This is a genomic window from Azospirillum thiophilum (assembly GCF_001305595.1).
GTDB lineage: Bacteria > Pseudomonadota > Alphaproteobacteria > Azospirillales > Azospirillaceae > Azospirillum > Azospirillum thiophilum.
The window spans coordinates 809,716-822,368 of the sequence record NZ_CP012401.1 but is presented as its reverse complement, the minus strand read 5'-3'; the positions used below and the strand labels follow the sequence as shown (position 1 = coordinate 822,368).

10 protein-coding genes are annotated in these 12,653 nt (G+C 69.4%); 2 read left to right on the top strand and 8 right to left on the bottom strand.

From position 1 onward, the window contains the following. Nucleotides 1-253 precede the first annotated feature (253 nt). Complete coding sequence (gene prmC, locus AL072_RS03710) at nt 254-1,102, bottom strand: peptide chain release factor N(5)-glutamine methyltransferase (protein ID WP_045582531.1); 849 nt, start codon at nt 1,100-1,102, stop codon at nt 254-256. A gap of 174 nt (nt 1,103-1,276) precedes the next feature. Here prmC and AL072_RS03705 point away from each other — a divergent pair, with 174 nt between their 5' ends. Next, the gene (locus tag AL072_RS03705) at nt 1,277-1,660 is read left to right on the top strand and encodes an endonuclease domain-containing protein (protein ID WP_045581462.1); all 384 of its coding nucleotides are present in this window, start codon (nt 1,277-1,279) and stop codon (nt 1,658-1,660) included. 19 nt (nt 1,661-1,679) lie between these two features. On the opposite strand, the gene prfA is transcribed toward AL072_RS03705, so the two are convergent. The 4 genes from prfA to AL072_RS03685 form a co-directional block, all read right to left on the bottom strand. Further along, nucleotides 1,680-2,765: a peptide chain release factor 1 gene (gene prfA / locus AL072_RS03700; RefSeq protein WP_045581463.1), complete on the bottom strand. Its 1,086-nt coding sequence runs from the start codon at nt 2,763-2,765 to the stop codon at nt 1,680-1,682. Beyond that, nucleotides 2,740-4,074: a glutamyl-tRNA reductase gene (gene hemA / locus AL072_RS03695; RefSeq protein WP_045581464.1), complete on the bottom strand. Its 1,335-nt coding sequence runs from the start codon at nt 4,072-4,074 to the stop codon at nt 2,740-2,742. Before hemA ends, prfA begins: the two co-directional genes overlap by 26 nt. A gap of 37 nt (nt 4,075-4,111) precedes the next feature. Continuing rightward, complete coding sequence (gene ispG / locus AL072_RS03690) at nt 4,112-5,278, bottom strand: flavodoxin-dependent (E)-4-hydroxy-3-methylbut-2-enyl-diphosphate synthase (protein WP_045581465.1); 1,167 nt, start codon at nt 5,276-5,278, stop codon at nt 4,112-4,114. A 185-nt stretch (nt 5,279-5,463) separates the two neighbouring features. Next, nucleotides 5,464-6,741 carry a helix-turn-helix domain-containing protein gene (locus AL072_RS03685; RefSeq protein ID WP_045581466.1) on the bottom strand — a complete coding sequence of 426 codons (1,278 nt, stop codon included), beginning with the start codon at nt 6,739-6,741 and terminating at the stop codon, nt 5,464-5,466. A 414-nt stretch (nt 6,742-7,155) separates the two neighbouring features. On the opposite strand from AL072_RS03685, the gene AL072_RS03680 reads away from it, so the two are divergent. Beyond that, entirely contained in the window at nt 7,156-7,743 is a 588-nt protein-coding gene (locus tag AL072_RS03680) for a DNA/RNA non-specific endonuclease (protein ID WP_052709948.1), read from the top strand. 25 nt (nt 7,744-7,768) lie between these two features. Here AL072_RS03680 and ptsP read toward each other — a convergent pair whose 3' ends face one another. From ptsP to AL072_RS03665, 3 genes are read right to left on the bottom strand one after another with little or no spacing between them, the layout of a single operon-like run. After that, on the bottom strand, nt 7,769-10,087 hold the full coding sequence (gene ptsP / locus AL072_RS03675; protein ID WP_045581467.1) for a phosphoenolpyruvate--protein phosphotransferase: 2,319 nt from the start codon (nt 10,085-10,087) through the stop codon (nt 7,769-7,771). 2 nt (nt 10,088-10,089) lie between these two features. Beyond that, complete coding sequence (locus AL072_RS03670) at nt 10,090-11,241, bottom strand: NAD(P)H-dependent flavin oxidoreductase (RefSeq protein ID WP_052709949.1); 1,152 nt, start codon at nt 11,239-11,241, stop codon at nt 10,090-10,092. 53 nt (nt 11,242-11,294) lie between these two features. Next, nucleotides 11,295-12,530: an aspartate kinase gene (locus tag AL072_RS03665; protein WP_045581468.1), complete on the bottom strand. Its 1,236-nt coding sequence runs from the start codon at nt 12,528-12,530 to the stop codon at nt 11,295-11,297. Nucleotides 12,531-12,653 lie beyond the last annotated feature (123 nt).

Below are 12,653 nucleotides of genomic sequence, written 5' to 3'. Positions count from 1 at the left end.
CGCAACCCCCGGAACGCTGCGGCGGCCATCCGGCCAACCGGCCCGGCCACCGAGCCTGCCATGGACGGTTTCCATGGGTCGCTCACGGGGTTCAAACGACGCGTCCGCAACGCGTGCGGCGGGCCATGGCGGTCAGCGCTCGGCAGAAAACCATCCGAGAATCATGCTCCGCAGGCCGTAGGTTCGCGGTCGTGTACCGCACACTACCCGGCTAAGCCCGCCGATCCAACCGTTTTTTTGGCCGGCTGCCGGCTTAGAGGCCGTTTCGCGCCCGGACGCAGCGTTTTATCCCCCCCAGGTCACACAGGATCGCGGTTTCCGCCAGACCCTGCGCCTCGACCAGCGCCGCCACCTGTTCCGCCTGTCCCTGCCCGACCTCGAAGGCGGCCAGCCCGCCGGGGACCAGCAGGCGCGGCAGTTCGGCGGCGATGATCCGGTAGGGCTCCAGCCCGTCCGGCCCGCCGTCCAGCGCGCGGAGCGGGTCGTGGTCCCGCACCTCCGGCTCCAGCGCGGCGATGTCGGCGCTGGGGATGTAGGGGGGATTCGAGACGACGATGTCGAACCGGTCGGCGATGCCGGTGGCCCAATCGCCGGTCTGGAAGCGGACGCGCCCGGCCAGCCCGTTGCGGGCGGCGTTGCCGGCCGCCGCCTCGACCGCCAGCGGGCTGAGATCGATGCCGAGACCGCCGGCGTTCGGCAGTTCCGACAGCAGCGCCAGCAGGATGCAGCCCGTTCCGGTTCCGAGATCGAGCAGGCGCAAGGGCGCCTTCCGGTCGGGAATGGCGGCCAGCACCGCCTCCACCACCGTCTCTGTGTCGGGCCGCGGCTCCAGCGTGTCGGGGTTGAGGGCGAGGTCGATGGTCCAGAACTCGCGATGGCCGAGGATGCGGCCGACCGGCTCCCGCGCGGCGCGGCGCTCGACCAGCGCCAGCGCGCGGGCGGCGGCATCGTCCGGGATGATTTGTTCCGCTTTCGTAACGAAATCGGTGCGGGTGAGGGTCAGCGCATGTTCCAGCAGATAGCGGGCGTCGAGCTCCGGCGTGTCGATGCCGGCGTCGCGCAGCCGCGCCTCGGCCTGTGCGCGCAGGGTGCGGAGAGTCATGGATGCGACCATTCTTCATCTTCCTCAACCACACATATGTGGTCAAACTTGCGCTAGATCCCCTCTCCCGCGAAGCTCTCGCACAAAGCTGTGCTTTGTGCTGACGCGACAGGCGGACCGTAGGTCCGCTGAGAGCGGGGGAGGGTTAGGGAGGGGGCGAACGTCGACAAACCAATGCCACGTGCCAAGAAAACCGCGCTCACCCAAGCCCGCGGCATGCGCCGCATTCCCACCGATGCCGAACGCAAACTCTGGAGCCTGTTGCGCCGCCGCCAGATCGGCGGGTGGTACTTCCGGCGCCAGCATCCCATTCCGCCCTATATCGCCGATTTCGCATGCATCGAAGCGAAGCTGGTCGTCGAAGCGGATGGCGGACAGCACGCGGAGTCCCTGTACGATGCCGCACGCGATCGGCGGATGATGGCTGCCGGCTGGCGAGTGCTGCGATTTTGGAACACCGATGTGCTGAACAATCCCGACGGAGTGGCGCGCATGATCTGGGAAGTGCTCGGCCCCCTCCCCGACCCTCCCCCGCCTTTGGCGGGAGAGGGAGATTGAAGCGTCCAAATATGGAGGCTCACGCCAGTTCGGCCAGCCTTGCCGCCTCGTCCTCGGACACCAGCGCGTCGATCAGCTCGTCCAGCGCTTCGCCCGCCATCACCTTGTCGATCTTGTAGAGCGTCAGGTTGATCCGGTGGTCGGTGACGCGGCCCTGCGGGAAATTGTAGGTGCGGATGCGTTCCGAGCGGTCACCGCTGCCGACCTGGTTCTTGCGGTCGGCGGCGCGGACCGCGTCCTTCTCTGCGCGCTCGCGGTCGTACAGCCGGGCGCGCAGCACCTTCAGCGCCTTGGCCTTGTTCTTGTGCTGCGACTTCTCGTCCTGCTGGCTCACCACGAGGCCGGTCGGCAGATGGGTGATGCGCACCGCGCTGTCGGTGGTGTTGACCGACTGGCCGCCCGGACCCGACGAGCGGAAGACGTCGATGCGCAGATCCTTCTCGTCGATGTGGATGTCGACCTCCTCCGCCTCGGGCAGCACGGCGACGGTGGCGGCCGAGGTGTGGATGCGCCCCTGCGCCTCGGTCGCCGGCACGCGCTGGACACGGTGGACGCCGGATTCGAACTTCAGCCGGGCGAAGACGCCGCGGCCGGTGATGTTGGCAGTCGCCTCCTTGTAGCCGCCGATGCCGGTCTCGCTGACGTCCATCGCCTCGAATCGCCAGCCATGCAGCCCGGCATAGCGCCGGTACATCTCGAACAGCTCGGCGGCGAACAGCGCCGCCTCGTCGCCGCCGGTGCCGGCGCGCACCTCCAGGATGGCGTTCTTCTCGTCCGCCTCGTCCTTGGGCAGCAGCGAGATCTGCACCTTGCGCTCCAACTCCGGGATGCGCTTGGTCAGGTCGCGGAACTCCTCCTCGGCCATCGCCTTCATCTCGGCGTCGGCGGCGGGATCCCCCATCATGTCCGCGATCATCCCGGCGAGGTCGGCGGCCTCGGCCCGGCCCTTCTTGAGCTCGGCGATGGCCCCGGCGATCGGGGTGAGGTCGGCATATTCCTTGGACAGCCGGGCGAAGGCGCCCGAGTCGGCAAGGCCGGCCGCAAGCGTGTCGCGCAGCTCGTCATACCGGGCCATCACCTTATCGAACTTCTCGTCCAGGCTCACGTCGCTCGTCCTTATCCCGTTCACTCAGTTCCAGGCCGGTGCCGCCGGTGGGCCTGTCCAGGCCGAACAGGCGGAACATCAGCCGTTCGGCCGCGGCCCGTTCGGCCAGCCCCTCGCCGCTGCGGTCGGCGGCCAGCGCCCGGAGCGCCTCCGACGGGGCGTGCAGCAGCCGGTTGACCAGCAGCCGCGTCGCCGACGCCGCGTCGAGATCGCCATGCCCGGCCAGCAGCCGCCGCCGCTCCGTCTCGAAATGGCTGCGCAGCGCCGCCACCGCCGGCACCGCCGCCCGTTCGGCGCGATCGCGGGCGAAGGCGCCCACCGCCTCGTCCACGATCATCCAGGCCGCCTGGGTCGCCGCCTCGCGCCCGACGCGGCCCTGCAGCGCCACCCGCTCCAGATCGGCCAGATCATAGACGAAGGCGCCGTCCATGCCGGCGACCGCCGGATCGACGTCGGACGGGATGGCGGCATCGACCACGAAGACCGGCCGACGGCGACGGCGCTTCAGCACCGCCTCCATCATCGGAGCCGTCAGGATATAGCGCCCCAGCCCGGCCGCGGTCACCAGGATATCGGCGCCGGTCATCGCCGCTTCCAGATCGGCCCAGGGGGCGAAATGCCCGTTCAGCCGCCGCGCCGCCGCCTCCGCCCGCCGGTCGACCGGCGCCGCGACCGTCAGCCGCGGCAGCCCGGCATCGCGCAGACCCTCCAGCACCAGGGCGCCCATGTCGCCCATGCCGACCAGCAGGGCGCCGCAGCGCCCGAGGTCGCCGTGCAGGTCGCGCGCCACCTGCACGGCGGCGGCGGCCAGCGAGGTCGCCCCTTCGGCGATCGGCGTCTCGCTGCGCACCCGCTTGGCGGCGGCATAGGCGGCCTGCAGCACCGCCTCCAGTTCCGGCCCGGTCAGCCCGGCGGCGGCGGCGCTGCGGTGGGCGGCCTTGACCTGGCCCAGGATATGCGGCTCGCCGACGATCTGGCTGTCGAGCGAGCAGGCGACCGCGAACAGGTGGCGCACCGCGTCGATCCCGGTGCGGGTGTAGAGCTGCGGCGCCAGATCGGCGGTCGCCAGCCCGGCCCGCTCGGCCATCGCCTCGGCCACCGCCAGCGCCGCCTCGTTCGGGCGCTCATGGACCGCCTGAACCTCGACCCGGTCGCAGGTGCTGAGCCACACCGCCTGACCCACGCCGGCGGCGCGCAGCCGGTCCAGCATGCCCGCGACCTCCGCCTCGTCGGTCGACAGGCGGTCGCGGACGACTCCGGAACAGGTCCGGTGGCTGGCGCCGATGACGAAATAGGAGGTGGTGGTCACGCCGCTGGTCGCTGTTCCTGCCCAATTCCGGTGCAGCTTACTCCGCGGCCGGCGCCACGTCTCGCTCGCTCTCCCGCGCGCTCTCCGCAGCAGCCTCTGCCGCCGCCTTCGCCGCCTCGATCTCGGCGGCCTTCTTCTCGACCAGCCCGACCAGATGCTGGACGATGTCCTGGTCCTTCAGCCGGTGGTCGGTGACGCCCGACAGATAGACCTGATGGGTGTTGTTGCCGCCGCCGGTCAGGCCGATGTCGGTTTCGCGCGCCTCGCCGGGACCGTTCACGACGCAGCCGATCACCGACAGGGTCAGCGGCGTGGTGATGTGGGACAGCTTCTGCTCCAGCAGCTCCACCGTCTTGATGACGTTGAAGTTCTGGCGGGCGCAGCTGGGGCAGGAGATCACGGTGACGCCGCGGCGGCGCAGCCCCAGCGACTTCAGGATGTCGTAGCCGACCAGGACCTCTTCCGCCGGGTCGGCCGACAGCGAGACGCGCAGCGTGTCGCCGATGCCCGACCACAGCAGCATGCCGAGCCCGATGGAGGATTTCACCGTGCCGGCGCGCAGGCCGCCCGCCTCGGTGATGCCGATGTGCAGCGGGTAGTCGCAGGCGTCGGCCAGCCCCTGGTAGGCGGCGACGGCCAGGAAGGCGTCGGACGCCTTCACCGAGATCTTGAACTCGCGGAAATCGTTGTCTTCCAGGATCTTCGCGTGGGTCAGCGCGCTCTCGACCATGGCTTCCGGGCAGGGCTCGCCGTATTTCTCCAGCAGATCCTGCTCCAGCGAGCCGGCATTGACGCCGATGCGCATCGAACAGCCATGGTCCTTGGCCGCCTTCACCACCTCGCGCACCCGCTCGGCCGAGCCGATGTTGCCGGGATTGATGCGCAGGCAGGCGGCGCCGCTCTCCGCCGCCTCGATGGCGCGCTTGTAGTGGAAATGGATGTCGGCGACGACCGGCACCTTGACCTGACGCACGATGTCCTTCAGTGCCAGCGCCGACTCGCGGTCGGGGCAGGAGACGCGGACGATGTCCACCCCGACCCGCTCGGCCGCCTGGATCTGCTCGACCGTCGCCTTGACGTCGGTGGTCGGCGTGTTGGTCATGGTCTGGACCGAGATCGGCGCGTCGCCGCCGACGAGCACGTTGCCGACGCGGATTTGGCGCGATTTGCGGCGAAGGATCTGGCGATAGGCGCGCACGGTCATGTCGGGAAGCCTCAAGACAGCGGAACGGTGCCGGACTGGGGCGCATCCTAGCGCAGCCGGCCCCAGGCCAGAAGTGCGGACGGCCGGCCGGGATTCAAGTCATCCGGGGGATGCGGATCGGAGGGACGCCGCCATTGCATGGCTGGCGCGCCCCGGCATCGCGCCCTGCCGGGATCGCGCCCCGCCTAGCGGCGGACCGCCCCGTGGGCGTCGATGGCGACGTCGCGCAGCACCTGCCCGACGGAGCCGAGCGGCGGGCTTTCCCCGCCATCGGCCATCACCACGATGCCGCCGGCGTTGCCGGTGCGGATCTTCACGTTCGGCTTGTCGGGCACGCGGAAGGTGTCGCCCGGCTTCAGCACCCGGGTGAAGACGATCTCGTTGCCGTCGCGGACCTGCAGCCAGCTCTCCTGCGTCGCCTTCAGGATCAGCTTCGCGTTGGTGTTGAGCGTGCCATAGACCTTGCCGTTGGCCGGCACCGCCGTGGCCGTGGCCGTGGCCGCCGGAGCGGCCGGGGCCGCCGGCGGGGCGGCCGCGGCGTTCAGCGGGGTCGGATCCTGCGGGGAGGCGTCCTCGTCGTCCTCGGCCGGCGGGGGCGGGACGTTGATAATCCCCGTGACGGTCCCCGGCGCGGCGGCCGGCGGCACGGCAGCCGAAGGGGCGTTGGCGGGCGGCACGGCCGCGGGGGGGATGGGGGACGGAGTGGCGGCGACCGGCGGCGGCTTGCCGGTCGCGGCGTTGGGCGCCGCCGCCGGCTGGGGCGGCTTGGCCAGGGTGGTCGAGGTTGCCGGAGCGGTCGAAGCCGGGGCGGGGCTCGCCGGGGCAGGGGAGGCGGCCGGCGGAACGGAAGCCGGCGGAACGGAAAGCGGCGGAGTGGTCGCGGTGGAGGCGATCACGGGCGCGGGCGCCGGTTCGGCTCCCGGCTGGACCGCACCGGTTTGGACTGCACCGGTTTGGTCGGCCGTCTGGCCCGCCGGCTTGGCCGGTACGCCGTCGAGCAGCGAGACCAGCCGGTCCGGCAGCGTCGGCACCAGATCGGCGACCGAGCGGTCGGTGGCCGACAGATAGTACCAGCCGCCATAGACGATGCCGGCAAGCACCAGCGTGCCCAGCAGCAGCGTCCCGCCCGAAGCGCGCCCTTCGGCGGCCGGGGTCGGCAGATAGAGTTCCTGGCGGCGGACGGTGCCGGCCGCCTCCTCCTTGTAGCGGGCGGCGATGGCGTCCGGGTCGAGCCCGAGGCATTCCGCGTAGGAGCGTAGGAAACCGATGGCGTAGGTGCTGCCCGGCAGCTCGTCGAACCGCCCTTCCTCGATGGCCAGCAGATACGGGTAGCGGATGCGCAGCATCGCCGCGACGTCGCGCAGGTCGTACCCGTGCGCCATGCGCGTCGTGCGCAGGGTGTCGGAGACGGAAGGGCCGGGCGGGGCCGGATCGAAATCGTCGAAAAGCTTGCGCTTGGCCATGGGCTCGCCATCTGCTCGCAACTTGCGCATACGCCGAAAGGCCGTGCGCGCCGGGGGCATCCGCACGGATGCGGCAAGCGGAATGGGTACGACATGCCGCCCCTGCGGTGCAACCGCAATGACCGCGGGGCAGGGGATGCGGGCGTGACAAGTGGGCGGGCGGCCGCATGCCGATACCCGTTCTTATGCGGCGCGCGGCCACTCGGCCGGAATCCGCAGCCGGGTTGCAAAACCATGCGCGGGCGATGTGATCGCCAATCATACGATTACGTATGGAGTTTCCTGGAATCGGCGTTGGAAATACTTCGGCCGCCGGTTTCCTGTTGAATTGGGCAAAATATCTTTCCCAGAATCCCGGTGAGAGTCTTCGTTTTTTGAAAGGCTCTCGAAAAATTTACAGTATCAAACAATCTTATGGATGCAGCCATCATGATTGGAAGCTGGAGAATCGATTACCAGAGGATAATGAAGCGGTTGAAGGGCAAGAGCCCAAGGGCAAAGGCAGAGCAGTTTCTGGATGCCGTGGAACAGATTTGGGTGTCACGGTACACGGGACGGTCCAACCGGCGATCCACCCCCCATTGGATCGATTTGGAGCCCGGTTTCACCTATGTCTTCGACTGCACGCCTGAGGAACGGCTTGTCGTCGTCTATGGCTTTTCCGGCAAGCCCCTCGGCAAGCGCGATGCGCCACGCATGCAGGGCTTCCTGGGCGGATCGATAAAGGACGTCTATCCGGGGTGCGACAAGGGCCACTTCATCGCCCATGCCATGGGTGGCGGTCTGGACATCAATCTGTTTCCGCAGGCCAGGACAGTGAATCGCGGGTGGTGTCAACAGGGGTACCTGTACCGGTCGATGGAACGGTATTGCACCGCCAATTCCGGAACCTTCGTGTTTTCCCGCCCGATCTACGGAGATGAGAGTTGGAAACCGCATTACCTTGAATACGGAGTCATCCGATCCGACGGCAGCCTGTGGATCGGAGAGTTCGGCAACTGACGGCGGGCAATCTCGCCGCCAGCGCTCAGATGATGACGCCGTGGTCCTTGGCGAAGCTCTTCAGCTTGTCGCGCAGGCTGTGGTCGGCGCCGGTGTAGAGCCCGCTCATGTATTGCCGCAGCGCCCCGACATCCATCGAGCGCAGCATGGTCTTCACCGGCCCGACCGACGGCGGCGACATCGACAGGGTGCGGAAGCCGACGCCGATCAGCGCCATCGCGTCGAGCGGCCGGCCGGCCATCTCGCCGCAGATGCTGAGCGATACCTTGTGCCGCGTGCACTCGTCCACCAGCCGGCGCAGCACGCACAGCATCGACGGCGACAGCGGGTCGTAGCGGGTCGAGGTGCGCGGGTTGCCGCGGTCGGCGGCGAACAGATACTGGGTCAGGTCGTTGGAGCCGACCGACAGGAAGTCCAGCCGCGGCAGCAGCGCCGGCAGTTGCCACAACAGCGACGGCACCTCCAGCATGGTGCCGACGCGCAGGCCGCTGGGCGGGGCGATGCCCTGGACGGCCAGCCGCTTCAGCTCCAGATCCAGCAGGCGGCGGGCGGCGACGAACTCGGCCACCTCGGCGATCATCGGGAACATCACCGACAGCGGCCGGCCGGCGGCGGCCAGCAGCAGCGCCCGCAGCTGCTGGCGCAGCAGCGACGGATGGTCCAGCCCGATGCGGACGGCACGCCAGCCCAGCGCCGGGTTCTCCTCCTCGCCGCCGGTCATGTAGGGCAGCATCTTGTCGCCGCCGACATCGAGCGTGCGGAAGATGACCGGCCGGTCGCCGACCTCGTCCATGATGCGGGAATAGAGGTCGGTCTGCGCCTTCACGTCGGGGTAGGAGGCGCGCACCATGAAGGGGATTTCGGTGCGGTAGAGCCCGACCCCCTCGGCGCCGCTGGCGGTCAGGTGCGGCAGGTCGATCAGCAGGCCGCAGTTCAGCTGGATGGAGATCGGCACCCCGTCGCGCGTCACCGACGGGAACTTGCGGATCTCCGCGTACATCTGCTCCTTGCGGTGCTGCAGCGCCACCGCTTCGGCGAAGGTCATCTGGATGTCTTCGGCCGGGCGGATGAAGACCTGGCCGTGGTCGCCGTCGACGATCAGCTGGTCGAGCGGCTCGATCCGGTTCATCGCGTCGGCGGCCTGCACCACCGGGATGTTCAGCGCGCGGGCGACGATGCAGACATGGCTGGCCGGCGATCCCTCCTCCAGCAGCAGGCCGCGCAGGCGGGAGCGGTCGTAGTCCAGCAGCTCCGCCGGCCCCATCGAGCGGGCGACCAGGATCATGTCGTCGGGCAGGGTGCCGGCATCGGCGCCGTTGGTCTTGCCGGCCAGATGTTGCAGCAACCGGTTGGTCAGATCCTCCAGATCCATCAGCCGTTCCCGGATGTAGGGATCGGTCAGGTGGCTCATCCGGGCGCGGGTGTCGTTCTGCACCTGCTGCACCGCGGCCTCCGCGGTCAGGCCGACGCGGATCGCCTCGCGGATGCGCGACAGCCAGCCGCGGTCCTCGGCGAACATCCGGTAGGTTTCCAGGATGTCGCGCGGCTCGCTGAGGCCGGCCAGCGACGCCGCCTCCAGCAGGTCGTCGATGGCGCTGTGCATGGTCGACAGCGCCGCGTTGAAGCGCTCCAGCTCGGCGTCGGCATCCTCCGCCACCATCTGGCGGACGGTCAGCTGCGGCCGGTGGATGACGGCCAGCCCAATGGCCAGCCCGGCGCTCATCGCCGTGCCCGACAGGCGGGCCGGCAGCAGCACGGGATCGCCGGTGGTGGTGACCTCGACCGGGTTGACCAGCTCGCTCTGGGCCACCAGCTCGGCGACGACCATGGCGATGGTCTGGAGGGTCTCGACCTCCTCCTCGACATAGCGGCGGCGGTCCTTGTGCTGGATCACCAGCACGCCGCGCACCTTGCTGCCGCGCAGGATCGGCACGCCGGCCAGCGACTGGAACGGATCCTCGCCGGTTTCCGGCCGGTAGGCGAAGCTTGGGTGCGACGGCGCGTTGTCCATCGCCACCGGGCGGGCGTGGCCGGCGATGTAGCCGACGATGCCCTCGCCCACCCGAAGGCGGGTGTTGTGGACCGCGGTCTTGTTCAGACCCTCGGTGGAGAACAGCTCCAGCACCTCGCCGGCGCGCATGATGTAGCAGGAGCAGACGTCCGCCTTCATCTCCGCCGCGATCAGGGTGACGATCTTGTCCAGCCGGTCCTGACCCGACCCCGACCCGGCCATGATGTCGCGCAGCCGCGCGAGCAGCCGGCGCGACGAGGTGCCGTCGAACCGGTGGTGCCCCCCATCCCCGGCTCCCGTGTCGCCGGCTCCCGTGTCGAGGGTGTCGGTCATCGCTACAGCGCTCCCACCGGCGGCTCCGTCATCACCCCTGCCATCACCCCTGCCTTCGCTTCGAACGATGCATCATCGGCCGCCCGCCGCACCAGCGCCGATTCGGCCTGGGCGATCAATTCGGCGATGATGTCGGCCACCGGCTGCTCGCGGGTGACCAGCCCGACGCTCTGCCCGGCCATCAGCGAGCCGTTCTCGACGTCGCCCTCGATGACCGCGCGGCGCAGCGCGCCGGACCAGAAATGCTCGATCTCCAGCATGCCCTCGTCGCGGCTCATGGCGCCGGAATCAACCTTGCCGATGACCTCGCGCTGGAACTCCATGAAGCGCTTGGACGCCTCGTTCGCGAGCGCGCGCACCGGGATGACCGGAAAGCGCGGGTCGATCTGCACCGAGGGCTGGGCGTCGCGGGCCGACGCCCGGATGAAGGCCTGCTTGAAGTTGGGATGCGCCACGCTCTCGGTGGCGCAGACGAAGCGGGTGCCGACCTGGACGCCGGATGCCCCCAGCTCCAGGCAGGAGAGGATCGCCTCGCCCCGGCCGATGCCGCCGGCGAGGAACACCGGCACGTCGCGCAGCTCGGGCAGGATCTCCTGCGCCAGGACGGTGGTGGAGACCGGGCCGATGTGGCCGCCGGCCTCCGTCCCCTCGATCACCAGCGCGTCGGCGCCCTGCTTCACCAGCCGCCGGCCGGAGCCCAGCGTGGGGGCGAAGGCCATCGCCTTGGCCCCGCCGTCCTTGATGCGGCGCAGGGTGGCGCCCGTCGGCAGGCCGCCGGCGATCACCACATGGCCGACCGCCTGCTCGCGGCAGACGTCGAGCAACTGGTCCAGCGCCGGATGCATGTTGATCAGGTTGACGCCGAACGGCTTGGCCGTCAGCGCCCGCGTGCCGGCGATCTCGCGCGCAAGCTGGTCCGGGGCCATGGAACCGCAGGCCAGCACGCCGAAGCCGCCAGCGTTGGAGATGGCGGAGACCAGATGCCGTTCCGACACCCAGCTCATGGCGCCGCCCATCACGGCGGTGCGGGTGCCGAGGAACGCCCGTCCCCGCTGCCAGAGCCGGTCGAGCCGGGCCCGGGCCGCGGAGGCCGCCCCGGTGGCTGTCCCCAGGGGCGCCTCCGTGACCGCCGCATATGATATGGCGTCGGTCATGGCCGGCCCTTCCCTGCTGTCGCCGTCCCCGGCACCGGGGCCTCCACCCGCGCTCAGGCGGCGTCCAGGCCGTAGGCGGTGTGCAGCGCGCGCAGCGCCAGCTCCGCATACTCCTCGGCGATCAGGACCGAAATCTTGATTTCCGAGGTGGAAATGACCTGGATGTTGATGCCCTTGTCGGCCAGCGCCTTGAACATGCGCTGGGCGACGCCGGCATGGCTGCGCATGCCGACGCCGATGACCGACACCTTGACCACGTTGGCGTCCGACACGATGCGCTTGTAGTTCAGGGTGGACTGCGCGTCCTCCAGCACCTTGACGGCGCGGGCGATGTCCGCCTTGCCGACGGTGAAGGTCATGTCGGTCGACTTGCCGTCCTCCGACACGTTCTGGACGATCATGTCGACGTTGACGGCATTGTCGGTCAGCGGGCCGAAAATGGCGGCGGCGACACCCGGGCGGTCGGCGACGCCGACCAGGGTGATCTTCGCCTCGTCGCGGCTGTAGGCGATGCCGCTCACAATTTCCTTTTCCACGATCTCGTCCTCGTCAACAACCAGGGTTCCGGGAAGCGAACTGCCCGCCGCCGCTTCGAAACTCGACAGCACCTGCACGCGCACGCGGTGGTTCATCGCCATCTCGACCGAGCGGGTCTGAAGCACCTTGGCCCCCTGCGAGGCCAGCTCCAGCATCTCCTCGTAGGTGATCTTGTCGAGCTTGCGCGCCTTGGAGACGATGCGCGGGTCGGTGGTGTAGACGCCGTCCACGTCGGTGTAGATGTCGCAGCGGTCGGCCTTGACCGCCGCCGCCAGCGCGACCGCCGAGGTGTCGGAACCGCCGCGGCCCAGCGTGGCGATGCGCCCCTCGCCCGACACGCCCTGGAAGCCCGCGACCACGGCGACTTCGCCGGTCTGCAGGGACTTTTCCATCTCGGTGGTGTCGATGGAGACGATGCGCGCCTTGCCGTGGGTCTCGTCGGTGCGGATCGGAATCTGCCAGCCGGCCCAGGAGCGGGCGGGGATGCCCAGCGACTGCAGGGCGATGGCCAGCAGACCGGAGGTCACCTGTTCGCCGCTGGCGACGACCGCGTCGTATTCGCGCGCATCGTGCAGCTTGTCGATCTCGTTGCAGTATTTGACGAGCTGGTTGGTCACGCCGGACATCGCCGACACGACGACGGCGACCTGATGCCCCGCCTTGACTTCCTGCTCGACCTTCCGGGCCACGTTCTTGATCCGGTCGATGTCGCCGACCGACGTGCCTCCGAATTTCAGGACGATCCGCGCCATACCCCACACCATGTCTGGCCGCCCGGTCATGATGTCTCGGTCATGCGGGTCGGCTGTGCGCACCCCCGCTCCACCGTTGCCGGCGCGGGGCGGCGTATCCATACTCCGTCGCTGGAAGCGAGG

What these genes read in the sequence shown, in the direction of transcription:
- prmC (WP_045582531.1), bottom strand. Translation starts at nt 1,102, where the DNA reads ATGACTCTCCGCACCCTGCGCGCACAGGCCGAGGCGCGGCTGCGCGAC.
- AL072_RS03685 (WP_045581466.1), bottom strand. Translation starts at nt 6,741, where the DNA reads ATGGCCAAGCGCAAGCTTTTCGACGATTTCGATCCGGCCCCGCCCGGC.
- ispG (WP_045581465.1), bottom strand. Translation starts at nt 5,278, where the DNA reads ATGACCGTGCGCGCCTATCGCCAGATCCTTCGCCGCAAATCGCGCCAA.
- AL072_RS03705 (WP_045581462.1), top strand. Translation starts at nt 1,277, where the DNA reads ATGCCACGTGCCAAGAAAACCGCGCTCACCCAAGCCCGCGGCATGCGC.
- AL072_RS03680 (WP_052709948.1), top strand. Translation starts at nt 7,156, where the DNA reads ATGGATGCAGCCATCATGATTGGAAGCTGGAGAATCGATTACCAGAGG.
- ptsP (WP_045581467.1), bottom strand. Translation starts at nt 10,087, where the DNA reads ATGACCGACACCCTCGACACGGGAGCCGGCGACACGGGAGCCGGGGAT.
- AL072_RS03670 (WP_052709949.1), bottom strand. Translation starts at nt 11,241, where the DNA reads ATGACCGACGCCATATCATATGCGGCGGTCACGGAGGCGCCCCTGGGG.
- AL072_RS03665 (WP_045581468.1), bottom strand. Translation starts at nt 12,530, where the DNA reads ATGGCGCGGATCGTCCTGAAATTCGGAGGCACGTCGGTCGGCGACATC.